This is a genomic window from Virgibacillus salarius, from assembly GCF_039521925.1.
GTDB classification, from domain to species: domain Bacteria; phylum Bacillota; class Bacilli; order Bacillales; family Amphibacillaceae; genus Virgibacillus; species Virgibacillus salarius.
On the sequence record NZ_BAAACY010000134.1, the window covers coordinates 1 to 25,543 of the forward strand.

Below are 25,543 nucleotides of genomic sequence, written 5' to 3' on the forward strand. Positions count from 1 at the left end.
GAGTACCGAACGCAATCCAGCCAATCAGCTGCATAGTATAAACTCTAACTTTTGGGGGTAACCACCTTATTGTTCGTTTTTTTGATTAGGATCATTCATTTAGTACCTAAAATAAGCGAGAGTCCGGCGGGAACAGCACGAGTCTGAAGATCCACGTGGTAATGTGTTTTTCTTTACCAAGTTAGCTGAGGCCATGCCTGCGGAAAGCGCGTATGTTTTCACGGTGCGGCGATGATACTCCTATTGATAACCAGATTATTCGTATTTTGAGTAAAGAAGTTGTGTTTTGTCCCAGCCTCGCTAATGATTTAATTCTCTTCAGGCTGTTCTAATTCTTGTTTATCCTGATCTCTTGGAACGGCACGGTATACTAGAAAAGCCAAGATAACGGCAATAATTGAAATAGCAAAAGCAATGAAATAGACTAGCTCTACTCCAGCTACCATTGCATCACTAATTGTACCTGGGTCATCTGGGTTTTTAGATTGACCTAAAAAATGATTTTGTCTTGCATTTAAAATGCTAATGAAGACAGAAACACCGATGGCACCTGCTACTGGCTGTAAGGTCGTCATTACTGAGGTACCATGCGGATATAATCGTTTTGGAAGTTGATTTAAACCGTTTGTTTCAGCAGGCATCATAATAGCTGATACCGTAAGCATCAATAGAATATACCCAATAATAATCATCCATGGTTCTGTATCAGCATGAAGTCTACTCATCATAAACATTGTTCCACTTAATACAATCGAAGCAGGTATCATTAATAATCTTGGACCGAATTTATCAAATAGATGCCCCATAACAGGTGACATAAGTCCATTCAGAATGCTTCCAGGTAAAAGTAATAAGCCAGCTGTAGCCGCTGATAATGCTAACGGGCCTTGCATGAACACAGGTAATATGATTTCTGACGAAAACATAGTCATCATAATGATTAGAAACATCAATATTCCATGTGTAAACATCGGATATTTAAAAACACGTAAATCCATGACTGGATCTTTTAATTTAAATTGTCTTAATGAGAAGAACGTGATTCCTATTACACCAAGGATAATAAATGTGTAGACATTAGGACTTAAAAAGCCAGCCTCTCCTTTTCCTGCTGAGCTAAATCCATAAACTAGTGAACCAAAACCAATTGTTGAATACACAAGTGATCGTACGTCAACTTTTGGTTTAGTAACTTCTGATACATTTACTAAATATCTATAAGCAAATGCAACAGAAAATAAAGCAAATGGAATGACACAAATAAATAAGAAACGCCATCCGAGATATTCTACGATGATCCCTGACAATGTTGGCCCTATTGCTGGCGCAAACATAATAACCAGACCGACAAGCCCCATCACCTTTCCACGTCTATGTGGAGGAAACACAAGTAAAAATACGTTGAAAATGACTGGCATTAATAAACCTGTACCAGCTGCTTGAATAAGCCTTCCCGTTAATAAGATCGGAAAGGTTGGTGCTAATGCACATATTGTTGTTCCCAACGTAAACACAAGCATTGTTCCTAGAAATAATTGCCGTGTTGAAAACCATTGTAATAATATAGCTGAGGCAGGAATAACGATTCCCATAACAAGCATAAATCCTGTAGCCATCCACTGAACGGTTGGTAAAGATACATGAAATTCCCCCATTAATGTGGTTAAAGCGATATTTAATAACGTTTCGTTTAGGATGGCAAAAAAAGCACCAATAATTAACGATAACATGATCGGCATAACCTTAAAATTAGGATCATCAGCTAAATATTCATAATTTGTACCGTTATTTTTATTCAATTTGAAGCTCCTTTCTAATAAATATCTCGCACTTTATCTAGCAACTATAGCAGGAGAGGCTTGACTAACCTGAAAATTACAAAAATTACCAACAAAAAAGAGAGAGAAGAATTCCCTCCCCATTTTCTTTATCGTTTTATTGAAACAGGTAGACCAATCCCGATAGATGCCACACAAATAGCATGTTATTTAGTTAAACAAGTAATTCGGAATTGATCATTCATCATTTCAGTAAAACCCCCGTTCATTAGATGAGTGTTCAAAGAACATTCACTATAAGTAAAATAATACTAACATGCAGCTTTGACATAAGCAAGGATTCAATAATTAATTTTTATTTATATTTGTGTAATAAACCTACATCGCTATCCGCCCATTATGGGAAATACGAATAGCAAATTAGACGATTGCCCCATATAGTGAAGGGAAAGATTTTTTAGAGGAGGAGATTTTTTATGTATCCTTATAACGATGAACACGCATATAACGATGACCAAAGAGTATTTAACCTACCTAATATAAGTGAAATAATCGGTCCTGTTTTTCCTGGTGGCGGACCTCCTGGACCACCCGGATTTCCTGGGGGGCCTGGCGGAGGACCTCCTGGACTGCCTGGATTCCCTGGGGGGCCTGGCGGAGGACCTCCTGGACCGCCCGGGTTCCCTGGAGGGCCTGGTCAAGCACCAACATCACCGCCCCCATCATTTGTGCCACAAAAAACACAGGCAAAGACCTTTGCAATTGATCCAGGCGGAATTCGCTTCTGCTTATACCGGTACACGTATATCTGGTTAAGGCGAGATTCCTTTTGGTTTTATCCAACTTTTGTAGGTAGAAACTCTATAGCTGGCTTCCGATGGACTGGGTTTGGATGGGTATACTTTGGTATTGATCTAGACCGAATTGAATCATTCCAGTGCTTTTAACACAGTATAACTAAATTGACACTTTAAATTGTGTGGGGGGTTAGTTTATCCCCCACTGATTATTAGTAACACAAGGTTCTGACTTAAAGGCCTTTGAACAAACTAGACATTTACTGGAATTCGATCCCTCATTTACCAAATATCACTTTTTATTTATTACTGGAATTGGGTCTTACTACAGTTATATGTGGATAAATTAGCTCTTCTTTATTTAGCCTGTGTATAATTTAAAAATAAAAAACTTCCCAATAGCAAGTCATCTAGTTGACCATCTAAAGAGAAGTTTATTTGGATACTATCAATCAACAACGATATAGGTTGCCTTAATTGGACCATGAACACCCACAATTAAGTTCATCTCAATATCAGCACTATTACTAGGTCCAGAAACAAAACTTACACAAGAAGGCACGTCTTCTCCTTGTATAGTAGCTTCGTGAAGCCGTTTAGCAGCCTGAGTCATCCTTGGCACAATTGTATTTTTCGGTATTATAGCAATATATGTTTTCGGCAGCAGACTAATAGATCTCCCATTATTCTTATTATTTAATAAGGTTATAGTTGCAGACTCTGCCAATGTTATATCACTAAAAGAGATACCTACATCCGCCCGCTCCGCAATTCTTTGATTTTCTTCACCTATCGTATGATCCCATATATGAACATCTAGTTCTTGATTAAACTGTTCATATATCTCGTCCAAACCGTAAATTTTGTTGCGCTTATCATTTGAAGCTATAATCGATTTCCCTTCATAACGATTAATTGTCTCCTTTAACACATTAGCTAATTTATTCCGCTCTGTTTGAATAAAATCCGTATGAATGACGTTACATTGTTCCTGTAAAACAAGAATAAGGTCTTCCGTCGAATATCCGTTTAACACCTCATATTGTGGTTGAACGCTATAGGTTGGTCTTATCACTTCATCTGTTCGGCGAGGACGTCCAAGGTTATTAGCTAGATTATTTAAAAACTTATCTCGATTATGGATTGCCATTATGCCTCACCTTCTTTCTGACGATTACTCCACCAAGCGCGAAACGATTGTTTGGGGGGCGCTGGAAAATCTCTAACATTTGTCCATCCTTTTAATGGTCCAGGGCCATTTTCGATATTTTCATCTTTAGTCCAAGGCCGCAATGCTGTTCGAGCCATTTTCGTACTTAATTTATATGCTGCTGGATTAGATGCCCATTGGGCAAATCCCTTCATCATGACTTTTTCCGCTAATGGGGATTTCTTTTCCTTTTCCACTATAATTTGACGATGACGAATTAACTGCTCATGTAGCGGTATCTTGACTGGACAGGCCTCTGTACAAGCTGCGCAAAGCGACGACGCGTATGGCAATTCCTTGTGATTTTCATAACCATCCAGTAATGGTGTTAGTACAGCACCAATTGGACCAGGATAAATCGAATTGTATGCGTGTCCACCAACATGACGATAAACCGGACAAACGTTAATACATGCAGCACAACGAATACAGTGTAACGCCGATTGAAACTCGGTTCCTAATATTTTCGATCGTCCATTATCAACAATAACCAAATGATAGTCATCTGATCCATCAATTTCACCCTCAAGCCTAGCGCCGGTATATGAAGTGACATAACTAGTTAACTTCTGACCGACAGCAGCCCTTGTAAGTAAACTAACTAGTACCTCCATATCTTCCCATGTTGGGACGATTCGTTCCATTCCCATTACCGTAATTTGTGTATCGGGAAGGGCCGTTACCATTCGAGCATTACCTTCATTAGTTACTAGTGTGATAGCACCTGATTCTGCGATCGCAAAATTACAGCCTGTAATTCCTACATCTGCGGAAAGAAAATCCCTTCGCAGCTGTTCACGTGCGAAGGCTGCTAATTCTTCAGGTGAATCTGATTTATCATAACCACGTTTCTTTATAAAGGTTTCGCGAATTTGTTCTTTATTTTTATGCAATGCAGGTGTAACTATATGTGATGGTGGATCTTCGTCTAATTGCAGGATCCACTCTCCTAAATCTGACTCAACTACCTCTACCCCTATCTTGTCTAAGCTATGATTCAGACCAATCTCTTCAGTAACCATTGATTTCGACTTGACAACTTTTTTTGCTTTCTTCTTTTTCACCACATTTTCAATGTAGTCATTTGCTTCATCTGCTGTTTCTGCAAAAAATACATTTCCACCGCGTTTAGCCACTTGGTCACTTAACTGCTGCAAATAATAATCAATGTTTTCTAACGTATGTGTACGAATTTCCGAACCAAGCTGCCTCCATTCTTCCCAATTACCAAGCTCTTCTGCTTGTGACAACCGGCCTGATCGAAAACGTCCTTGGGCAGAAGAAACAGCTTGACGCATAAAATCATTTTCGATTCCCTTATTAATACGATCTTTATACGAAGCATCTCCAATTTTTATACTCATGCTATTCCTCCCCCTTGCTCATGCGTATTTAAAATTTCTGTAATATGAACTACTTTCACGTCCTTCCCCTCTCGCCGCATTCTTCCACCAATATTCATTAGACAACCCATATCTCCGCCGACTAGATATTCAGCTTTTGTTTCTGAAACATGCCGCGATTTCTCTTTTACCATTTCTCCAGAGATTTCAGGGTTTTTAACTGCGAATGTCCCACCAAAGCCACAACAGTCCTCTTTAACCGGTAGTTCAATAAACTCCACACCCTTAACGTTTTTTAAGAGTGTTTGCGGGGCATCCTTCGCTCCTAATAACCTCGTCATGTGGCAAGATGGATGGTAGGTAACTTTTCCTTTAAATGTTGAACCCAAGTCTGTTACACCTAAAACTTCTACCAAAAATTGAGTGATTTCATAGCTCTTGTGAGCTAGTTCAATGGCTGTTTGTTCCCATTCTGGATCTCCCTTAAAAATAGCAGGATATTCTTTAAGCATACCGACACAAGAACCTGACGGGCCTACAACATACTGCGAATCTTTGAATGCTCGCATCATTTGTTTCATTGATTTTTTTGCTTCTTGCAAATAGCCGCTATTATAAGCAGGCTGACCACAGCATGTCTGGGCGGCAGGGAAATCTACTTCACATCCCACTCTTTCTAGAATTTCTACCGTGTTTTTACCAACATCAGCAAAGATAATATCACTTACACAAGTAATGAATAATGATACTCTCATTATCTTTCACCTCTAACTATTTTCTCTATGACCGAGGCTATTCTTAATCCAAATCAAGATTTTTAAATAACAGTTTTTCGACCTTCTCTAAATGATCATACATATAATCTCTGGCTCTATCAGGCTGTCTGTTCTTTATTGCTTGATAAATTCGTTCATGCTCTGCTAATAATGCATCTGCTCGATCTTCCGAATAAAGCAGAAGACGACGTGCCTCACGAATTGTCTCGGACATCAATTCAGAAACACTTCCCATTAAGTTTATTAACAGATCCATGTGTGTAGCTTGTGCAATAGCTATATGAAAATCAGTATCAGCACTTTCTGCTAAGACATCATTTCCCTTTGCATTTCTCATCACATCTAATGCTTTTTGCATTTGGATTAGATCAGCTTCCTGATAACTGCTAGCAGCAAAACCTGCTGTACCTACTTCAAGAATCTTTCGGACCTGGTACAATTCTTTTACATCGTTTTGTTTCATTAAAAATGCAGTACTTACTGGTAAGGTAAATCGCTTAGGATCAAACGTTTTTACATATGTCCCCTCACCTTGATGCATCTCAACTAGACCCATTGACCGCAAACCGCTTAGTGCTTCACGTATCGCTGACCGCCCCACATCAAAATTTTTCGCTAGTTGTTCAACCGAGTCTAGCTTATCACCTGGCTTTAATTGACCACTTTTAATCATATCTATTAAAGAATCAGCTACTTGCTCGTAGATTTTCTTAGTTTTTATACGTTTATATTCCATGCTTTCAGCTCCTCATCATTTGAACCCATTTTACTGGATAGCTATGCTTTTGAAAAGCTGACCAAGCTAGATATAAGGTAATGTTAGAACAATTGAAGCATGATAAAACTAGCGGCACCCACTAGTAACCCATAGATGATTGCTGGTGCCAATGTTTTTCGTATTATTTCTCCTTCTTTCCCTGATAATCCAACAACAGCACTGGCTGCAACGACATTATGAACACAGATCATATTACCAGCTCCAGCTCCAATTACTTGCGCTGCAAGGACAGCGTTTACATCTAATCCAACCTGATTTGCTACATTGAATTGGATCGGAGAAAATGTAAGCGTTGAAACAGTTGCACTACCAGTAATAAACGCTCCGAGTTCACCTAAAAATGGTGCTACTAAAAACCAAATAGACCCAAGTGAACTCGCAAATGATTCTGCTATATATTGTGGCATGCTCACTAAATCATTTACATTTAAGCCAGAGTTTGTAAACACATGAACCATCGCAAGCGTCGTTATTAATGATATTGCTGTCGTTTTCATCGTTGATAAGGATTGCTTGGAAGCATCCATAAAGGTTCGAAGTTTATTACGATGAATAATAACAGATAGCATTGCCGCAATAGCTAGGATTGTCCCTGGCGAATACAAGAACTCCCAACTTGACTCAATTCCCGCTATTCCAAAAATAGTCGTCCACGAGAGATCAATCGCCGTTTGTGTAAATTCTGTTAGCCAAGGTACGATACGAGTTAGTAATAATAAAGCTACAACGATGATGTACGGAAACCATGCAGCAACTATACCCATTTCTGACTTCTTAGTAGAAGGTTCAAATCCTTCTTGTAACGCATCCTGCCATTTATTTTTCGGCAATAACCACCCTTTTTTAGCTGTTAAAGTAGCTACTATTAATGCGGTCAATGACGCTAAAATTGCTACAAATTCCTGCCCAAATGTTACAGCATATAATAAGGCAGATCCTGTATAGGTTATACCTATGAGCAATGTCCATGGCAACATAGGAAATGCATCCTTGAAACCTTTACCTTTTCCAAAAAATACAGTCATAATCACGATTAACATAAACGGGATAAAGGTTCCCGCAAATATATCAAGTGTTGTTATCTTTATTCCTATCTCTTGAAAGAAGGTAGAATTCGCGTTCGGGATATTACTTAACCCCACAGCTACAGGAGTTCCCACAGCACCAAATGCTACGGCAGAACTATCTGCAATTAAAGCTAAGGTTGCTGCTGCCAACGGCTGAAATCCTAATGCTATCATCAATGGCCCTGTTACCATCGCTGGAGTCCCAAATCCTGCTGCCCCTTCAATAAGAGATCCAAACAAAAAAGCCACGATAATAACCTGCACGCGCATATCCCCAGAGATGTTTTGAAAACCTTGATTAATCCGATCAACTGCCCCAGTATTTCGTAGTGTATTTAATAACACTAATGCACCAAATAAGATCCATAAGATCGTAAGCGTTTTATGTGTCCCCTGAAGGATAGAAGAAATAATAATCTTCCCTTCCATTCCCCATACAGAAATCGCAAACAATATAACGATGAGTGCACTCCATGTCATCCCTTTAGTAGCTGGAAATCGTAAAATAACAAGAAAAATAAACGGTGCAATGATTGCACTTAATGCAACTAGTAAATACATCAAACCCCTCTCTCCCAATAAAGCGATTACATTACACAACTAGTAATAAGGTCATCTGATGACCTTATTACTAGTTTACTTAATATTTGATAGGGATTCAATGTTTTTTTGTCACGATAACACGATTTTGCACTTTTAAAGCCTAGTCTTTCCCATTTAACGGGAAAAATTAGGCCTATGATCTTCTACCACCGCTTCTTTCATATTATTTTTATTGTAACCAAGAGTATTACTGTTTGATTGTTTCCCCAGTATAGTGAGATTGAGGTCTGAATAAGACGTTATTTTCTGATTGCTCTAGAATATGTGCCGTCCAACCAACGACTCGACTTGCGGTAAATGTTGGAGTAAATAAAGCAGGTGGCATATCAATAGCTTTCATAATAGCTGCTGCATAAAATTCGACGTTCGTATATAAAGATCGACCAGGCTTTAACTTATTTAATACACTAATCGCTGTTTCTTCGATATCAATAGCTAAGTCTAACCATTGATCTTCTCCTAACATTTGTAATAGAACTTTTTTCAGGGAAATAGCTCTAGGATCCTTCGTCTTATATACACGATGTCCAAACCCCATTAGTCGTTCGCCATTCATCACTTTTTCAGAAATTACTTTTATTGCGCTCTGGCTAGCTGCGATTTCATCTAATAAAGAAATCACTCCCATAGGAGCCCCTCCGTGTAATGGACCTTTCATTGTTCCAATAGCAGATGTTAAGCTAGATACCATATCAGATTCAGTCGATGCGGTTACTCTAGCTGAGAAAGTAGAGGCATTTAAACCATGCTCAAGTGTAAGTAACATGTAAGTTTCAAGTGCCTCGACATGCACTTTTGGAGGAACAGCTCCAGTTAACATAAAGAGGTAATATTCAACATGGTTAAGCTCTTTAGCTGCATTCTCATCAAAGCTCTTGTTTTCTAGTACACTCTTTCTGTATCCAATGATTGATGGCATCAGTGCTGTTAAGGTAATCGCTTGATCGATGGTAGGCTTCCAAGTCATGTTATTGTTACCCATGCTGGAAATCGTTGTTCGGATAACGCTCATCATGTCCATATTGACTGGAAGGGAGTGAATCATTTTTTTTACATAGGTTGGTAGTTTTCTATTGGACTTAAATTGCTCGGAAAGTTGATGTAATTGTTGTGAGTTAGGCAAGCTTCCATACCATAACAAATAAGCGGTTTCTTCAAATGTTTGCTTTTGAACAAGTTCTTTAACATCATATCCTCTATAAATAAGCTTCCCATTTTGCCCATCAATGTGACTAATAGCTGTTTCTATACAAGTAATCTCTTTTAAACCGTGATAAATCATTTTCTCAACTCCCTTTCTTTTCTTACTTTTATTGTATAAAATAAAATCAATCCAGAAAATTAATTATATTTAAATATAATGATTAATTTTATTAATCAAAGGGGGCAATTATGGAATTTTCTTGGATAAAAACGTTTGTCACCGTTGCAGAACAGCAGAACTTTCGGAAAGCTGCCGAAGTCCTGTATATTTCGCAGCCGTCTGTTACGGTTCATATTAAACAATTGGAAAAAGAGCTTGGTATTCTATTATTTAACCGAACAAATAAAAGGGTAAGTCTTACAGAAGAAGGTAGATGTTATTTAGAAACTGCTCGGAAGCTCCTTAAGGTTTATCAAGAAGGAGGTAAAAAGTTACATTCGATGGCACAAGGATATAAATCGACCTTTCGAATGGCGATCTCACCACTCATTGCTGATACGATTTTGCCGTATGTTCTAAAGCAGTATTTATTAAAGCATAGCAATATCGAGATTTCCGTTATCATATTAGAGTCTAGGGATATTGAGGAAGTAGTCATAAACGAGGAGGTCGATATTGGGCTTTCATGCATGCAAAGCTTTAACCCCCAATTAACAAATGAAATCATCTATGAAGATGAAGTTATTTTAGTGGCACCACATGATGGAATGGACCCTGAATTTGCTCCTCCAATCACGGAAGAAGAGCTATTTAACCAATATCATTTGCTTACGCACAATCACCCAGAGTATTGGGAGAAGCTGTTAAAAAGAATAACGTATATGCATCCATCAGCAAAAACGATGAAAGTTTCCCAAGTTCATATTACAAAAAGATTTATTGAAGAAGGTTTAGGAGTCTCTTTTATTCCCAGATCAACGGTAAGAAGAGAATTATTAGAAGGAAGATTACTTGAAGTGCAATCAGATTTAAGCACATCTCTAAAGGCGAATACGTATGCCATCGTAAAATATCAGCATACTTTAGAAAAAGAGTTTTTGCGTTTTCTAACCTATTATAGGTATATATAGGTTTGATGGTTGTGCATTGAAATAATTTTTAGGCATGGTTTACATCTAAACTCCATTATATTATATACGTTCATTATTATGATGAAACATCACCAAAAAGCCCTTGCCATGATGAGCAAGGACTTCTTTATTATTTATCAACTTTTTTACGCATCTCCCGCTGCCAAATCAACCCTTGTTCAAGCGCCATCGTTCGTGCAATTCGTGGTGCACTCCATAAAGGTGGAAGTAAAAGCAGTGATACTGGAACAGCAGTAATAACAATAGAGTTTTGGATAGAAGTAACACTATCCTCTCCAATCGTTAAGATTGCTATTGTAGTTGCACCAAATATAAGAGCCCAAAACACGCGTAGCCAGCGCTTAGGATGATCATTCCCTGTTATTGTAGCCGCAACGGTATAAGACATCGTATCAGCTGTTGTTGCTACAAATATAATGGATACGATAAGGAAACCAACCCCCATATACATTCCAAACGGCAACTGATCTGTAATAGCCATAACCGCTGCAGGCATACCGCCTTCATTCAAAGCATCTGAAATGGAGCCTGGAACTTTATTTTCGAAATAAACACCTGTTCCTCCAACAATCGAAAACCAAAAATTATTAACGATGGGCGCAACGATAGAAACAGCGATAATTAATTCACGAATGGTTCTTCCACGAGAAATTCTACTAATAAACACAATCAGCATTGGTGCATACCCAATAAACCAGCCCCAGAAGAATATGGTCCAAAAGGACAACCAGCCCTCATCCCCACGAAACATGGTCATTGAAAAGAAATTCTGTAAATGTAAGCCTGTTCCTCCAACAAAAGCATCTATAATAAACATAGTTGGTCCAATAACGAGTACGATTAATGCTAAGAATATGGTAAAACCAACATTATAGCGGCTTAATGTTAGAATTCCTCTATCTACTCCAGTTGCTGCGGAGATAGCTGCAACAAACACTAAAACAATGATTACTATGATGCTTACCGACAACGTATTCGGTATACCAAATAAGTGATTAAGACCGTAGGCAATTTGTAAGCCCAAAAACCCCAAAGGCCCTAATGTCCCTGCAACTGTTGCAAAAATAGAAAAAACATCAGCGGCAGAACCAATTAGGCTTTTTTGATATATCCGTTCTCCAAAAATCGGATATAATAATCCACGTGGCTTTAGCGGAAAACCTTTGCTGTAATGTACATACATCATAACGATTACAGCTAGTGTACCTAGAATCGCCCAAGCTAAAAATCCCCAGTGCATAAAGGATTGTGCAAAGGCCGCATACATATTATTAAATTCGCCACCACCGAATAAAGGTGGGGTTGTCATATAATGATACATTGGTTCTGATGCTGCCCAAAAAACACCACCACTTGCCAATAATGTAACCAGAATCATAGCTACCCATTTAAAATAGCTATATTTGGGCTCATCCTGTTTACCTAGTTTAACCTTCCCATACTTTGAAAAGGCAAGTGCTAAACCAATAAAGAAATTACCCAATAATAAAAGCTGCCAATAGGCACCAAATAGATCTGAAGAATACGTAAATAAAGTATTTACTGTATTTCCTACAGCATCTTTATTCCAAAGAGACAGCAGAATAAATAAAATTAATAATCCTCCACTAATGATAAATACCGGCCAATCCAATTTCGTGTTCTTTTTTGAATCCACGTTTTTCCTCCTAATATTATAGGAGCAAGTGCCTGTAATATTTTGCTTATCATTTGTCATTAAAGACCGTTGGATGGATAATAATTATTGCACGATATATGGAAGCAATAATCATGACAAAAACCCACCAGCTTGCTCAATTTTAAACACAGTTGTTGATTATAGGTTTCCACATGAAGTTTGTCAATTATTCATGAACTTGGTAGGTAATTTGCATAGCAAGACTCTTTGGTACATGCATTAAATTATATGAATGTGTTTATTGCTTCATAATCTCGTCAACCGTAGATTCAACCTCATCGCGAGTCATTTTTTCCTGCCCTTTTTCTAGCGCCTTTAATGTCTTATTAGCCAATGCTAAAGGAATCTTACAGAACAGGAGAATATGACGTGTCTTGATATCCTTTATGTACGTCTCTGCATGCCCTAGATTTTTCTTTGCATAAGTAAACATATCAGCACGACTCCAGCCATCGGGAATAAATTGCACACCACGCTGTGCATCTTCCTCTTGATTTCTAAGCATATTTACCGCCTGTAATCCTCTCCCATAGCCAATTGCCAAATCTTGATCCGTTTCTGTTTGATCGTACCAATACCATATGTCTGATAACATCACACCAACTAAACCCGCCACATAGTACGTATAATCATCTAGGTCATCTTTTGTTTTGATAATCCAATTCTTCTCAGTCCAGTCTGCCATACCAAGTGACATAATACTTGTTGACGTTTTTATTTTTGCAACAATATCTTCTGGGCATACTTTCAACCAGTCACCAAGCCGTAATGTAACCTCTGGGAGCACCGATTGATATGGACCGAGTAACTTAAGATAAGCTTCCTCGTCGAATCGATCTGCAGCCAATAACTTTCCAGTAGCTCGTAACAGATACTGTTTTGTTTCCGAATCTAATTGTTCATGGTCTTCTATTTCATCTACTGCTCTCATGCATAAGTATGCAGATCCGACCGTCTTTTTTAACACAGGTTTTAATAACGTAATTGGTATATAAAAGGTCCTGCTCGTTTCCTTAAGAGCACGCATGGCATCCTTTTGTAAATTTCCTTCTTTACGCAACAATGGTTCCTCCTTCAAGTCTATGAGGTAATAAAGTGAAACTTCAATCAGTAAGGGTTTTAATTATCCCACTGATGGTTAATACCACAAGGGTATGACCTAAAGGCCCTTGAATTAATCGGACATTTACTGGCAATCGATCTCCCACTTACCAATATTAGTTTCACTTTAGCTTAAAGTGGGGGCTTACTGCCAGTTATAGTTGGGATAACTAAAGTATATCAAAAAAATAGGATTATTTCTTTTGTCGTACTTAGGTAACAAAAATTCGCAAAATACACCCCAATCTTGTAACCATGTATTCCTTGTCAATTGAAGAAATTGGGATTACTATTGTATAGGAAAACGTTTAAGCATGACTTCGTATCTTCAAATTAGAAAGGCGTCATAGAATGGACAAACGCGTATATTTATTAACTATTATTTCTTTCGTTGTGGGAATGGTTGAATTAATTATTGGTGGTATATTAGACCTCGTAGCTAACGATTTAAACGTAAGTCTAGGAAAGGCTGGACTTTTAATTACAATATTTTCTCTAGTTTTTGCCATTTCCGCTCCAATACTGCTTATTGCCACAGCTAAAATAGAACGAAAACAATTAACATTAATTGCATTACTTATATTTTTAATAGGAAATTTAATAGCCGTTTTTAGCCCTATTTATAGTATGCTCTTTATTGGTAGGATTATTTCAGCAGCAAGTGGGTCGCTACTTATTATATTGTGCTTAACCATTGCTGCAAACATTGGCGATGATAAGTACCGTGGTCGAGCCATCGGGATTGTCTCTATGGGTGTTAGTGGTTCATTAGTATTAGGTGTGCCGATCGGGCTTGTCCTTGGAAATATGTTCGGTTGGAGAGCTCCTTTTGTCTTCATTGTTTTACTATCACTACTGTCTATGATCGGCGTTTATTATTTCATGGAAAAAGTGGAGCCCAAACCACAAGTGTCACTGAAAAAACAAATTCATTCGCTCAAAGAGAGTAAAATCTTACTTGGTCACGCCACTACCTTTTTATATATGGCAGGGCATACGATCTTATACGCTTACCTAACACCATTTGTAAAAGACACCATGCATTTGGGTGGCAACTGGCTAAGCATCATTTATCTTATTTTTGGAATCGCCGCTGTAAGCGGTGGAGGTATTGGTGGTGCATTCTCAGATCAATTTGGTTCGAAAAAAACCATTATATCAACACTTGTTATATTTGCTTTATCCCTGTTAACTATTCCCTTTACAACCTCCTCCTTCGCTGTATTTTTAGTTGTCATGATAGTCTGGGGCATGATGAGTTGGGCAATCACACCGGCATTACAAAGCTACCTTATTGAATCAGCACCGGAAACTTCTGATATTCAGCAAAGTCTCAATAACTCTGCATTGCATTTTGGTATTGCATTTGGCTCCTTAGTTGGCGGAATAGTTATCGAACAAGCATCTGTACAGCAAAATGCAGCAATAGGTGGCATCTTCGTCATCCTATCACTTGGTACGATTCTAGTCTCAATGACGAAATCTCAGAAAAGAAGCTATGCCTAAGCCTTTTATATTATTCACCAGACTAACCTAAAGGCTCCCAACATACTTACCTATGTAGGACCCTTTTTACTACTTTCGAGCTAAGACTCGATTTACCACTACTTCAAATTCATCTGGTTTATGAAATTCAATTGGTGAAAAGCCTTTATCAAAACTAATTTGATCTGCTTCAATCATTAACATATATTTTCCGTTCACTTTAGCCAAGTGCAATGTTTCTCCAAAATCAGAAAGGTGTGCTTTAATTGCAACATGGTCAAGCTTCATCTTCAGTTCAGCATCAGGTGTTTGCTCTACTATTTGCGCAGACGCCTCCACCACCTGCTCTGTTGTTAATCGTTCCTGTATCTCCCGTTCTGGAGTAACAGCCCATTCTTCAATAGCTTCTTCAAATTGTTCTTTTTCTTCACTTTCTTCAGGGAATGTCTCCTTAATATGTTCCTGAACCATTCCTATTACTTGTGTCTTCATGATTTCTGGCATGGATTTTTCATAAGACACAAATGGGAGAAAGTCCTCAAAATAACGCGCATGAGATGCTTGATGAACCTTAATCTCTGCCGCGTCCATTATCCCTTCCTCTGGCATAAATGGATATTGAATCGACTTCATATTTTTCGTCGTAATTGCCATTTCAACATTCTCTACTAGGGTTTCCTCATCAGTAATAGTTGCTACTTTCGGTTCAAAATCACATTTCATAATGAAAACAAACGGGTCATCGAAGAACTTGGTCAATTTTGCAGAAGCTATTAACAACGCTCCCCCTCTTACAGCGCTTGTATCCATATACATTTGGGCAATTTGATCAGCCGCCTCTCGAAAATCTTCGGTTGACGCAGAACTTCTCACTTTTTGAAATAAGTTATAATTTGGATTAGAGGTTAATTCATGGCCGGGCTCAACAATAAACCTACCAATCTTTGTTGGAGCGTTTTCTGATTTCGCATGCCGCTCCACTTTCCGTTTGGTAATTCTGGTTAACTCTCCATCTAAAAAATCCTTAAGAGGATTATTATCATATCTATCCTTATCCAATGTCTGAAAGTGCTTTGATCGCTTATCCTCGCCATCCACATGAATAAGATAAAAGGATAAATAATTTATTGAAAACTCCATTTAATCACCTATCTCTTTCTCTGCCTTCCTAAGTATAAAAAGACAATAGAGAGGCGTCAATGAATATAAAATGAAACTTCATTCCGTGGGGGTTTTGTTACCCCTCACGGATGATTAGTACACAAGGGTATGACCTAAAGGCCCTTGAACCAATCGGACATTTACTGGCAGTCCCTCCACCTTTATTTCTTGAAGTGGAGTTTTACTGCCAGTTATATGTGGGACAAATAGCATCATTTGTTATTTTTTCGAAATAAAGCAATAGAAACAATACCAAGACCAAGACCAATTGCTCCCCCAGCTTCTAAATGACCAAACAACATTCCAATGCCTGCACCTAGCAATAAACAAGTAACAAACGTTAATCCGGCTGTTGCATCGCTCATACCATACACCTCCATCACTGACCTACCTTAGACTCAGTTTATTCGCACGACGTAACAAAAGTTAATGAAGTTACAGAATTCCAACTTATTTAAAAGAAAGCTGGGTACTTAGAAAAAACTACTCTGAAGAAAAGAATATGATGACGAAAAAACCACATCTTGAAAAAACGTAACTTTTCTATGCGTACAAAAAATTGACTATTGCTATAGTTCAGTATTCGTGTTTAAATAGCTATTAAACAAAAACGATGAGGTGATGAAGTGGGAAACACGGTTTCTATCGGTCTATTAGGATTAGGAGTAGTCGGTTCAGGAGTCATAAAACTTATTGAAAGTCATCAGGAAGAGCTTATTCACCAACTAGGTTGTGAGGTTAATGTAAAAAGCGTATTAATTCGTAACCTTGAAAAAGCTCGTAATGTAGAAATAGATCGAACGTTTCTCACTACGAATCCTGATGACATAATTAATGACCCGGATATCGATGTAATAGTAGAAGTAATGGGTGGAATTGACGAAACATATCATCATATTTTACAAGCTTTTGCTGCAAAAAAACATGTTGTTACGGCAAATAAAGACCTTGTTGCTTTACATGGCACAGCACTAGAAAAAGCAGCAAGACAAAACAAATGTGATTTCTATTATGAGGCAAGTGTTGCTGGTGGTATTCCCATTTTGAGAGGAATTTCCGACGGACTATCATCTGATCGAATTCAAAAGGTAATGGGAATAGTCAACGGAACTACCAACTACATTCTAACAAAAATGAGCAACGAAGGTGTTTCCTACGAAAATGCATTAATGGAGGCACAAGAACTTGGATTTGCTGAGGCAGATCCAACAGCCGATGTAGAAGGTTTAGATGCGGCTAGAAAAATGGCGATTTTAGGAAGACTAGCATTTTCTACAGATATTGCTCTCGAAGATGTAGAAGTATCTGGTATTAAAAACCTAGAATTGGCTGACCTTCAATATGGTGAAAAATTTGGCTATACTATGAAATTAATTGGCTATGCTCAATGCTCGGATCAACAAATAGAAGTAAGTGTTCAGCCGACACTACTTTCAAAAGAACATCCGTTAGCAGATGTAAAAAATGAATATAACGCTGTTTATGTGTATGGTGAAGCAGTTGGTGAAACAATGTTCTATGGGCCAGGAGCGGGAAGTCTGCCAACCGCAACAGCTGTCGTTTCTGATCTTGTAACGGTAATTAAGAATATGCGCCTCGGTGTATGTGGTAAACACTCACTTGAAGCAAGATTTGAAAAACATTTACGAAGTTCTGACCAACGTTCTGGACAGTATTATTTACGAATACATGTCAAGGATCGGGTAGGTGCTTTTTCTGAGATATCTACATTATTTAACGACCTAAATATTAGCTTTAAGCGGATTCTTCAGACACCAATTAAAAAACGGGAGTTGGCTGAGATCATTGTTGTTACACATCACACTACGCTTCATAATTTTCAAGATGCGCTAAATCAACTGCACAATTTAGATGTAGTACTGCAGATAAAAAGCTATTATAAAGTGGAAGGAGATGCAGCACATGAATTGGCCGGGACTACTAAAAAATTATAAGGAGTTACTACCTATAACAGAAAACACACCAGCTTTAACATTACATGAAGGCAATACACCATTAATTCATTTCTCTACATTGTCTAAAGAGCTTGGAATAGAACTTTATGGCAAAATTGAAGGCGTTAATCCGACCGGTTCTTTTAAGGATAGGGGAATGGTTATGGCCGTAGCAAAAGCGGTTGAAGAAGGCAGTACGTCAATCATCTGTGCATCGACTGGAAATACCTCAGCTTCTGCAGCTGCTTATGCAGCAAAAGCAGGAATTAAAGCAATTATTGTGATTCCTAAAGGAAAAGTTGCATTAGGAAAATTAGCACAAGCGATTATGTACGGTGCGGAGATTGTGGAAATTGATGGAAACTTTGATGAAGCACTAGCAATGGTACGAAAATTAAGCGAGTCATCTCCTGTTACATTAGTCAACTCTGTTAATCCATATCGCTTAGAAGGTCAAAAAACAGCGGCCTTTGAGGTATGCGACCAACTTGGAACTGCTCCTGATATTCTTTCCATACCAGTAGGCAATGCAGGAAATATTAGTGCATATTGGAAAGGGTTTAAAGAATATAACGATATAGAACAGTCAGGTCTCCCAAAAATGTTTGGCTTTGAAGCAGAGGGAGCGGCTGCTATTGTTCAAAACAAAGTGATTCCACATCCTGAAACTGTAGCCACGGCCATACGGATTGGGAACCCGGCTAGTTGGAAGCTAGCAGAGGAAGCAAGGGATGAATCAAAAGGTATCATAAACTCCGTAACGGATGATGAAATCGTAGCAGCTTTCAAAAAACTAGCAGCAAGTGAAGGTGTTTTTGTTGAGCCAGGGTCATGTGCATCTATTGCCGGACTAATTAAACAATGCAAAAAGGGAGTTATTAAAGAGGGGAGTAAAGTGGTTGCAGTTCTTACAGGAAACGGATTAAAAGATCCACAAACTGCAATTGACCAATTAACGATTAACCCTGTTTCACTACCTAATGATGAAAAAACAGTTATGGAGTATTTAGAAAACAAGGTGCAAATATGAATGGCTTTACCATTTCTGTACCGGCAAGTTCTGCAAATATAGGGCCAGGCTTTGACTCGCTAGGTTTATCCCTAGGTCTATATTTAACATTATCTGTAGAGAAGCATAGTCATTGGGAAATCCAGCACCAATCACTTCTATTACCTGACTTTGAAAGCTATGATAAGCATTTTATCTATCAGATTGCAAAAGAAACAGCACATCACTATGGAAAGCAACTGCCACCTTGCAAAGTTACCATCGATAGCTCTATACCATTAGCTCGCGGTCTTGGAAGTAGTGCATCTGCAGTAATTGCTGGCATCGAGCTTGCTAATCAACTGTGCCGCCTACAATTATCGCTACTCGACAAATTAATGCTAGCTACAGAAAAAGAAGGGCATCCTGATAATGTTGCAGCCTCATTAGTAGGAGGTCTTGTAGTAACAGCCTCAACTGCAAATGATAAAATTAACTATTATAAATGGAACAGTCTAAACATAGATATTATTACAGTTATTCCAGATACAGAATTAAAAACGGAAGCCTCAAGAAGCGTACTACCTGAGCATTTCACTAGGAAATATGCAGCAAGTGCTAGTAGTATTTGTAATCTATTTATTGTTGCGCTCACTTCCCATGATTATCATTTAGCAGGAGAAATGATGGAAAATGACCTTTTTCATGAGCCATTTCGTGCTACCCTAATTCCAAAATATACAGAGATCAAAAAGGCAGCGAGAAGTCTTGGAAACTATGGAACTGTGATTAGCGGAGCTGGACCAACAATGCTAGTATTTGCTCCAAAGGGTAAGGGGCAGTCCATCGCAGGTGAATTACAGGGTCAATTTTCTTCCTATAACATTTGCCAAGTGAATATCGACACCCAAGGCATGAAGGTAACATCAGGAAAAGAAGAAGTTGCGGAAAATTGATTCTGCAACTTCTTTTGCTCGTGATTTGCTGTTATTTTCAATGCTTTTTTGCTTATTAAATACTACCCTATTTGCCTAATAGTGCAACCATCAAAGCCTTTTGTGCATGCAGACGATTCTCAGCTTGTTGGAAGACAACAGAATGTACTCCATCAATTACATCAGCAGATACTTCCTCACCGCGATGAGCTGGCAAACAATGCATAAATATTACATCCGATTTGGCAAGCGAAAGTAGACTTCGATTAACTTGATAGCCTGTAAATGCTATTTCTCGTTTTTGTTGTTCTTCTTCCTGGCCCATACTCGCCCATACATCTGTATAAATTACATCAGCTTGCTGAACCGCGTCTTCAGGGCAATCGGAAATTTCTAAAACCGCTCCAGATTCAGAACCAATTCGCTTTGCATTTATAACCACATCAGCATCAGGTTGATAATTTTTCGGTGAAGCAATTGAGAGGCGCATTCCCATTGTTGCCGCACCAATCAAAAGCGAATGCGCCATATTATTCCCATCACCAATATACGCTATTTTAACACCATTTAACTGACCCTTTAACTCTTTTATTGTTTGGAAATCAGCTAAAACCTGACAAGGATGATATAAATCCGTTAATCCATTAATAACAGGGATGCTAGCTTTCTCTGCTAGCAATTCAATTGTTGATTGTGAATATGTTCGAATCATTATACCGTCCACATAAGATGACAACACTTGAGCTGTATCTGTAATTGATTCACCTCTCCCTATCTGGATATCATTGGAACTTAAAAATATACCACTCCCCCCTAATTGATAGATTCCTGCTTCAAAAGAAACTCTCGTTCTCGTAGATGCTTTATCAAATATCATGCCAAGTATTTTTCCTTCTAGATAATGATGGGGAATTCCTTTCCTACGTTCATACTTTAGATTCTCTGCTAAATCTAATAAACTATTAATCTGTTCCTCCGTATAATCAGCTAATGTTAAAAAATTCCGACCATGTAATTCATGAAACTTTGCTGTCGCTCGTTTTATTCCCACTCCCAATTACATCTCCACCTTCCAAATCGTATATGAATTATTATGCAATAAAAAGAATAAATATACAATACGTTTTTCTATTTCGGACCAAAAATAAAAAACAAACGCCATATAAAGTGAAACTTCAATCAGTTGGGGTTTTTGTTTATCCCCACGGATGGTTAGTACGAGAAGGGTGTGACCTAAAGGCCTCGGACATTTACTGGCAGTTGATCCCACACTTACCCATATTGGATTCACTTTATTGCTTGAAGTCGGAGTCTTACTGCCAGTTATATGCAGGTAAGAAAAACGGAGCAAAATTCGCTCAGTCCTTATCACTAAATGCTCAGATTTACGCTTCCTCTAGTAGCTATTATGGAATAATAGCTACTGCTTGCTTGACCACCACTCCGGCTGCCCACTTCCCTTTCCGTGGGGTTTGTCCTTCAGCTAACTTTTTTAGTAAAACCCGCTCAAAAAAGTGGATCTTCAGGTCAAACATTTCCCACAGGAGTTGAAGTGGCCGGCCTTCGCTATTATCAGGCTCTACAACGCTAGCATGAAGTAACACAGCTACTTTTATACTCACGGATAGCGATTTTCACTTTACCCATTGTAAAAAAAGTCAACTATTACTTATGACAAGAATTGTTGCACCTTCGCATAGCGGAGACGAATTACGTAGACTCCTGCGGGATTAGCGCGAGCCGAAAATCCACTTTGCAACGTGTTCTTCTTTGCAAAGTTAGTTGAGGCCGTGCCCACGGAAAGCGAAGTAATTAGTCGGAGCATTGCCAATATACATCTAACATTTCAAAATAACTACTTGGCTTAACGCAGTCATTGCACTGATTTTATACTTTCTTAACTTAGAACAAAAGCGCAAGCACCCGATTAAAAATGTAGCGACTGGAGTTAATAAAAAATCGCTTCGAACAAAATTTCGAAGCGATTCAGTCAAATTTATCCTAGTTGTATGATTAAGACCTTTAAATAATTTCCTTGAGGGAATCTTTTATCTGTTTGGAAATCAGCTGGTAGCTGAAATTCTTCAAGAATCCTATATGATGTGTTCATCTCACTACATGCTTTGTCTATAAACCCTTTGAATTTTTTCATACCCAAACTTGCATTATTTGTAGATGCAACGATAATACCATGTTGGTTCGTTATAGAGATGGTATCCTTTATCAAAGCTGGATAGTCTTTAGCAGTACTAAAGGTTCGCTTTTTGGACCTTGCGAAGCTAGGTGGGTCTAATATAACCATATCAAAGCTAAGTTGCTTTCTTCGAGCATATTTAAAATAGTCAAATACATCCATTACTATAATATCCTGCTGTTCGAAATCAATACCATTTACACTAAATTGCTCGATTGTTTTTCCTTTACTCCTCTTAGCAAGATCTACACTCGTGGTTTTGGCCGCTCCTCCTAATGCTGCGGCTATCGAAAATGCTCCAGTATAAGAAAAAGTGTTTAGCACCTGTTTATTTTTTGCATATTTATCTCGAATAGCGACTCTCACATCACGTTGATCTAAGAATACACCTACCATTGCTCCATCGTTTAGATAAACAGCGTAATGCATTCCATTTTCCTTTACGATGATTGGAAATTCTCCACGGTTGCCTTTGACAAAATCGTCATCATCAATATAGTTACCTTTTCTATCGAACCGTTTCTTTTCATATATCCCATGATAGTCACCAAGTTCGTCTATCACACGTACAATATGCTCTTTAAATGCATAAATCCCTTCACTATACCAGTTAATCAGATAATATCCAGCGTAATAATCAATGGTAACTCCACCAATCCCATCACCCTCACCGTTAAAAACGCGAAACGCATTTGTATCATCTGATTGATAGAAACCTTTTCTTTTATTTATTGCCGAAAGTAGTTTCTTTTTGAAGAACGAAAAGTTAATGTCTTCATTTAATTTATTGGTCAATATCCACCCAATTCCTTTATTTTGTATACCATAGTAACCTTTTGCTAGAAATTGGTGATTTTTATCCAATAAATGGATAATCACCCCTTCCTGATGAAGTACATCTAAATTACGAACAGCATCTTTTACGATAAGTGGATATCCATTTATATATTGCTTACTATATTTTTCCTTTACATACAATTCAATTACATTTGTCATCGTTTCATCCTAACTAACCTTTTTTCTCATTATCGCACGGAGATTATGAAAGGAAAAGAAAATTATTAACCGGGATCTGTATGACCGATATATCGTAGCATTGCATTTGTAATTCTCTCCAACTCACAAGCAATGGAATGTTGATTCAACTCTTGTTAATCAACTAATAACCTTTCAATTCAATAGCTTTCATTAATAAACCACCAATCTATGTATCTAAATCTTTACGAACAAATTCTCTTTTTTTATGAAAACCTAATTTTTCATAAAAATTTCTGGCCACATGATTGTCTACCCAATAATCAAGTTCTATACAGTCTACCTTCAATGTATAAGCTATATTTTCTAATTCTATCATGAGCGCTTTGCCATAACCACTACTCCTAGCTGTTTCTTCAATGCTAATTTGATGCACATAAAGTGATTTATATTCTTTGTTAAATGGGGTATTTGATTTTGTCACAATTTCATAGAAAATAAACCCTTTAGCTGTTTCTGCATCAAATAATACTAGAAAATAATTATTTTCATCCTCCATATATGTTTGAAATAGCTCAATCATCTTCTCGTAATTATACGGCTTAAAGTATTCAGGATATAACTGAACATGCAATTCATGAACACCTCTATTTAGTCTAGCAAGCAATTTATAGTCTCTTGAATGCTCTAGCTTCACCTAATGCTCCTCCTTAATTTCCATTACTAGCCACTATTTCTACTTTAATACGGTCAGGATCCTCAAAGAAAACCGCATAATGATCGACACCTCCAGCATAGGGATGCTTATCTAAATAGAGAATAGCAACTCCTCTCGCTATTAATTCCTCTGTAATTTCATCAATATGCTCTTTCGATTCTCCATGAAATGCTAAATGATTAAGACCGATCCTACGCCGATGATATCCATCTTCTAAAAATCTATTATCTGTTTGAACAAAAACAATGTATGTATGCGCTAATATCCAGCTTTGACCCCTATCCCATTTCTGATAAACACTGTATCCTAACTCTTCTAACAACCATCCCCAGAATTGAACACTTTCCTTTAAATCAGATACATTTAATTCAATATGATGCAGCAATCCCTTTGACAATAATATCACTCCTAACTGAAACATTAAAACCATCTATCTTTTCTATTACGATTTCTACCTCTTCCATACTTCTAATCGATCAAATAAAGTTCAATTCGTGGGGTTTTTTTATCCCCCTCGGATGATTAGTACCACAAGGGTATGACCTAAAGGCCCTTGAACCAATCGGACATTTACTGGCAGTCGCCCCCCTTCTTACCAATTATAGTTTCTCTTTATTGCTTGAAGTCGGGGGCTTACTGCCAGTTATATGCGGATAAATTGCGAAGAGTCCCCTGTTTACCTATAACCAGCTCGATAAAAACTGCATTACTTGAGTTAGGAAAACCAAAGGCTCGTTTATAACGTACAATATATATCAAAAAACTGAATGCTGCGTAGCATCCAGTTAGTTATTCCGCCATCTCCATGAATTAGAAGCTAAAGTCTCAAACCACAAAGTCTAGTTATACAAAGAGGGGAAACGGGAAATGAAAGAAAATCCCGGTGTTGAATTCTACTTTACTTTCCCTGAAATTTTGGCTTTCTCTTTTCCTTAAAAGCAAGTAAAGCTTCGATCCTATCTTGAGTTGGAATAATAGATTCATAAGCATTTGCCTCAATAGCTAATCCGGAATGGAGATCGATATTACTTCCTTTATCAATAGCGAACTTCGCCTGATTTACAGCTAATGGAGCATTAGCAAGAATTTCGTCTGCTAAAGAACTGGCTTGATCCATTAATTCTCCGTGTTCTACAACTGAATTTATTATTCCCCACCTTTCAGCAACTTTAGCTTCAATTCTCCGAGCAGTCAAAATCAATTCTTTGGCTTTAGCCGGACCTACTAGTCTAGCTAACCGCTGTGTACCTCCTGCTCCTGGAATAATCCCCCAACTAACCTCGGTTAGACCTAGCATTGCATCATTTACTGCTATTCGAAGATCACATGCTAAAGCTAGTTCAAATCCACCTCCAAAAGCGTGTCCGTTTATTGCAGCAATGGTCGTCTGTGGCAGTTCATCAATTTGTAAAAATACTCTACGAATCTTATTTACATTCCTTCTAACTTCAGCTTCAGATAACCCTCGTCTTTCCTTAAGGTCTGCACCAGCACTGAATGCTTTTTCACCTGAACCTGTAAATATAACTACATGTATGTCTTGTTTACGTTGTAGGTTACGTACCGTTTTATCCAACTGCTGTAACATATCATAATCAAAGCAATTTAATACTTCTGGTCGATTCAGTATAATGATTGCTAATGAACCTTTCTCTTCCACAACTACTTTATCCATCTTCCTCCTCCTATAACGAAAGCTAATTTAT

General features: G+C 38.0%; 24 protein-coding genes. 7 read left to right on the forward strand and 17 right to left on the reverse strand.

What is annotated here, in order from left to right:
• Positions 1 to 308 precede the first annotated feature (308 nt).
• Positions 309 to 1,739 carry an MDR family MFS transporter gene (locus tag ABDZ84_RS16540; protein WP_121605845.1) on the reverse strand — a complete coding sequence of 477 codons (1,431 nt, stop codon included), beginning with the start codon at positions 1,737 to 1,739 and terminating at the stop codon, positions 309 to 311.
• Positions 1,740 to 1,859: 120 nt separating this feature from the next.
• Here ABDZ84_RS16540 and ABDZ84_RS16545 point away from each other — a divergent pair, with 120 nt between their 5' ends.
• Both ABDZ84_RS16545 and ABDZ84_RS16550 read left to right on the forward strand, forming a co-directional pair.
• A complete protein-coding gene (locus ABDZ84_RS16545) occupies positions 1,860 to 2,015 on the forward strand; it encodes a hypothetical protein (protein ID WP_281949582.1) in 156 nt (51 codons plus the stop codon).
• Between the two features lie 239 nt (positions 2,016 to 2,254).
• Positions 2,255 to 2,725 (forward strand): hypothetical protein, encoded by a 471-nt coding sequence (locus ABDZ84_RS16550; protein ID WP_026682460.1) that lies wholly within the window; start codon positions 2,255 to 2,257, stop codon positions 2,723 to 2,725.
• Positions 2,726 to 3,023: 298 nt separating this feature from the next.
• On the opposite strand, the gene ABDZ84_RS16555 is transcribed toward ABDZ84_RS16550, so the two are convergent.
• The 6 genes from ABDZ84_RS16555 to ABDZ84_RS16580 all read right to left on the reverse strand — a co-directional run bounded on the left by ABDZ84_RS16555 (position 3,024) and on the right by ABDZ84_RS16580 (position 9,634).
• Positions 3,024 to 3,725 (reverse strand): LutC/YkgG family protein, encoded by a 702-nt coding sequence (locus tag ABDZ84_RS16555; protein ID WP_026682459.1) that lies wholly within the window; start codon positions 3,723 to 3,725, stop codon positions 3,024 to 3,026.
• On the reverse strand, positions 3,725 to 5,149 hold the full coding sequence (locus ABDZ84_RS16560) for a LutB/LldF family L-lactate oxidation iron-sulfur protein (protein ID WP_121604424.1): 1,425 nt from the start codon (positions 5,147 to 5,149) through the stop codon (positions 3,725 to 3,727). Before ABDZ84_RS16560 ends, ABDZ84_RS16555 begins: the two co-directional genes overlap by 1 nt.
• Entirely contained in the window at positions 5,146 to 5,883 is a 738-nt protein-coding gene (locus tag ABDZ84_RS16565; protein WP_026682457.1) for a (Fe-S)-binding protein, read from the reverse strand. Before ABDZ84_RS16565 ends, ABDZ84_RS16560 begins: the two co-directional genes overlap by 4 nt.
• A 43-nt stretch (positions 5,884 to 5,926) precedes the next feature.
• Positions 5,927 to 6,640: a FadR/GntR family transcriptional regulator gene (locus ABDZ84_RS16570; protein ID WP_121604423.1), complete on the reverse strand. Its 714-nt coding sequence runs from the start codon at positions 6,638 to 6,640 to the stop codon at positions 5,927 to 5,929.
• A gap of 83 nt (positions 6,641 to 6,723) precedes the next feature.
• Complete coding sequence (locus ABDZ84_RS16575; protein ID WP_121604422.1) at positions 6,724 to 8,310, reverse strand: L-lactate permease; 1,587 nt, start codon at positions 8,308 to 8,310, stop codon at positions 6,724 to 6,726.
• Positions 8,311 to 8,539: 229 nt separating this feature from the next.
• On the reverse strand, positions 8,540 to 9,634 hold the full coding sequence (locus ABDZ84_RS16580) for a citrate synthase/methylcitrate synthase (RefSeq protein WP_026682454.1): 1,095 nt from the start codon (positions 9,632 to 9,634) through the stop codon (positions 8,540 to 8,542).
• A gap of 110 nt (positions 9,635 to 9,744) precedes the next feature.
• Between ABDZ84_RS16580 and ABDZ84_RS16585 the strand changes: the two genes are divergently transcribed.
• Positions 9,745 to 10,626, forward strand: coding sequence for a LysR family transcriptional regulator (locus ABDZ84_RS16585; protein WP_026682453.1), 882 nt, complete (start codon positions 9,745 to 9,747; stop codon positions 10,624 to 10,626).
• A gap of 130 nt (positions 10,627 to 10,756) precedes the next feature.
• Here the strand turns inward: ABDZ84_RS16585 and ABDZ84_RS16590 are convergent, their stop codons facing one another.
• Entirely contained in the window at positions 10,757 to 12,304 is a 1,548-nt protein-coding gene (locus ABDZ84_RS16590; RefSeq protein WP_026682452.1) for a BCCT family transporter, read from the reverse strand.
• Between the two features lie 259 nt (positions 12,305 to 12,563).
• Positions 12,564 to 13,385, reverse strand: a complete 822-nt coding sequence (locus ABDZ84_RS16595) for a squalene/phytoene synthase family protein (protein WP_026682451.1) — start codon at positions 13,383 to 13,385, stop codon at positions 12,564 to 12,566.
• A 392-nt stretch (positions 13,386 to 13,777) separates the two neighbouring features.
• Here ABDZ84_RS16595 and ABDZ84_RS16600 point away from each other — a divergent pair, with 392 nt between their 5' ends.
• Positions 13,778 to 14,932 carry an MFS transporter gene (locus ABDZ84_RS16600; protein ID WP_343782298.1) on the forward strand — a complete coding sequence of 385 codons (1,155 nt, stop codon included), beginning with the start codon at positions 13,778 to 13,780 and terminating at the stop codon, positions 14,930 to 14,932.
• A gap of 69 nt (positions 14,933 to 15,001) precedes the next feature.
• On the opposite strand, the gene ABDZ84_RS16605 is transcribed toward ABDZ84_RS16600, so the two are convergent.
• Both ABDZ84_RS16605 and ABDZ84_RS16610 read right to left on the reverse strand, forming a co-directional pair.
• A complete protein-coding gene (locus ABDZ84_RS16605; RefSeq protein WP_026682449.1) occupies positions 15,002 to 16,051 on the reverse strand; it encodes a DUF3900 domain-containing protein in 1,050 nt (349 codons plus the stop codon).
• Positions 16,052 to 16,284: 233 nt separating this feature from the next.
• Positions 16,285 to 16,437, reverse strand: a complete 153-nt coding sequence (locus ABDZ84_RS16610) for a hypothetical protein (protein ID WP_161629284.1) — start codon at positions 16,435 to 16,437, stop codon at positions 16,285 to 16,287.
• A 261-nt stretch (positions 16,438 to 16,698) separates the two neighbouring features.
• On the opposite strand from ABDZ84_RS16610, the gene ABDZ84_RS16615 reads away from it, so the two are divergent.
• The 3 genes from ABDZ84_RS16615 to thrB are packed head-to-tail and all read left to right on the forward strand — an operon-like array spanning position 16,699 to position 19,971.
• Entirely contained in the window at positions 16,699 to 18,027 is a 1,329-nt protein-coding gene (locus ABDZ84_RS16615) for a homoserine dehydrogenase (protein WP_121604419.1), read from the forward strand.
• A complete protein-coding gene (thrC, locus tag ABDZ84_RS16620) occupies positions 17,996 to 19,057 on the forward strand; it encodes a threonine synthase (protein WP_026682447.1) in 1,062 nt (353 codons plus the stop codon). Before ABDZ84_RS16615 ends, thrC begins: the two co-directional genes overlap by 32 nt.
• Positions 19,054 to 19,971, forward strand: coding sequence for a homoserine kinase (thrB, locus tag ABDZ84_RS16625; RefSeq protein WP_121604418.1), 918 nt, complete (start codon positions 19,054 to 19,056; stop codon positions 19,969 to 19,971). The genes thrC and thrB overlap by 4 nt, the downstream gene beginning before the upstream one ends.
• 67 nt (positions 19,972 to 20,038) lie before the next feature.
• Here the strand turns inward: thrB and argF are convergent, their stop codons facing one another.
• From argF to ABDZ84_RS16655, 6 genes are all read right to left on the reverse strand, one after another.
• On the reverse strand, positions 20,039 to 21,007 hold the full coding sequence (argF, locus tag ABDZ84_RS16630; protein ID WP_051388417.1) for an ornithine carbamoyltransferase: 969 nt from the start codon (positions 21,005 to 21,007) through the stop codon (positions 20,039 to 20,041).
• 349 nt (positions 21,008 to 21,356) lie between these two features.
• Positions 21,357 to 21,572, reverse strand: coding sequence for a hypothetical protein (locus ABDZ84_RS16635; protein ID WP_121604416.1), 216 nt, complete (start codon positions 21,570 to 21,572; stop codon positions 21,357 to 21,359).
• 374 nt (positions 21,573 to 21,946) lie between these two features.
• Entirely contained in the window at positions 21,947 to 23,140 is a 1,194-nt protein-coding gene (locus ABDZ84_RS16640; RefSeq protein ID WP_026679767.1) for a class I SAM-dependent rRNA methyltransferase, read from the reverse strand.
• A 208-nt stretch (positions 23,141 to 23,348) separates the two neighbouring features.
• Entirely contained in the window at positions 23,349 to 23,816 is a 468-nt protein-coding gene (locus tag ABDZ84_RS16645; RefSeq protein WP_026679768.1) for a GNAT family N-acetyltransferase, read from the reverse strand.
• A gap of 13 nt (positions 23,817 to 23,829) precedes the next feature.
• A complete protein-coding gene (locus tag ABDZ84_RS16650; protein WP_026679769.1) occupies positions 23,830 to 24,234 on the reverse strand; it encodes a VOC family protein in 405 nt (134 codons plus the stop codon).
• Between the two features lie 501 nt (positions 24,235 to 24,735).
• Positions 24,736 to 25,512, reverse strand: a complete 777-nt coding sequence (locus tag ABDZ84_RS16655) for an enoyl-CoA hydratase-related protein (RefSeq protein WP_026679770.1) — start codon at positions 25,510 to 25,512, stop codon at positions 24,736 to 24,738.
• Positions 25,513 to 25,543 lie beyond the last annotated feature (31 nt).

What these genes read in the sequence shown, in the direction of transcription:
- ABDZ84_RS16540 (WP_121605845.1), bottom strand. Translation starts at nt 1,739, where the DNA reads ATGCCGATCATGTTATCGTTAATTATTGGTGCTTTTTTTGCCATCCTA.
- ABDZ84_RS16550 (WP_026682460.1), top strand. Translation starts at nt 2,255, where the DNA reads ATGTATCCTTATAACGATGAACACGCATATAACGATGACCAAAGAGTA.
- ABDZ84_RS16555 (WP_026682459.1), bottom strand. Translation starts at nt 3,725, where the DNA reads ATGGCAATCCATAATCGAGATAAGTTTTTAAATAATCTAGCTAATAAC.
- ABDZ84_RS16560 (WP_121604424.1), bottom strand. Translation starts at nt 5,149, where the DNA reads ATGAGTATAAAAATTGGAGATGCTTCGTATAAAGATCGTATTAATAAG.
- ABDZ84_RS16565 (WP_026682457.1), bottom strand. Translation starts at nt 5,883, where the DNA reads ATGAGAGTATCATTATTCATTACTTGTGTAAGTGATATTATCTTTGCT.
- ABDZ84_RS16570 (WP_121604423.1), bottom strand. Translation starts at nt 6,640, where the DNA reads ATGGAATATAAACGTATAAAAACTAAGAAAATCTACGAGCAAGTAGCT.
- ABDZ84_RS16575 (WP_121604422.1), bottom strand. Translation starts at nt 8,310, where the DNA reads ATGTATTTACTAGTTGCATTAAGTGCAATCATTGCACCGTTTATTTTT.
- ABDZ84_RS16580 (WP_026682454.1), bottom strand. Translation starts at nt 9,634, where the DNA reads ATGATTTATCACGGTTTAAAAGAGATTACTTGTATAGAAACAGCTATT.
- ABDZ84_RS16585 (WP_026682453.1), top strand. Translation starts at nt 9,745, where the DNA reads ATGGAATTTTCTTGGATAAAAACGTTTGTCACCGTTGCAGAACAGCAG.
- ABDZ84_RS16600 (WP_343782298.1), top strand. Translation starts at nt 13,778, where the DNA reads ATGGACAAACGCGTATATTTATTAACTATTATTTCTTTCGTTGTGGGA.
- ABDZ84_RS16605 (WP_026682449.1), bottom strand. Translation starts at nt 16,051, where the DNA reads ATGGAGTTTTCAATAAATTATTTATCCTTTTATCTTATTCATGTGGAT.
- ABDZ84_RS16610 (WP_161629284.1), bottom strand. Translation starts at nt 16,437, where the DNA reads ATGAGCGATGCAACAGCCGGATTAACGTTTGTTACTTGTTTATTGCTA.
- thrC (WP_026682447.1), top strand. Translation starts at nt 17,996, where the DNA reads ATGAATTGGCCGGGACTACTAAAAAATTATAAGGAGTTACTACCTATA.
- thrB (WP_121604418.1), top strand. Translation starts at nt 19,054, where the DNA reads ATGAATGGCTTTACCATTTCTGTACCGGCAAGTTCTGCAAATATAGGG.
- ABDZ84_RS16640 (WP_026679767.1), bottom strand. Translation starts at nt 23,140, where the DNA reads ATGACAAATGTAATTGAATTGTATGTAAAGGAAAAATATAGTAAGCAA.
- ABDZ84_RS16655 (WP_026679770.1), bottom strand. Translation starts at nt 25,512, where the DNA reads ATGGATAAAGTAGTTGTGGAAGAGAAAGGTTCATTAGCAATCATTATA.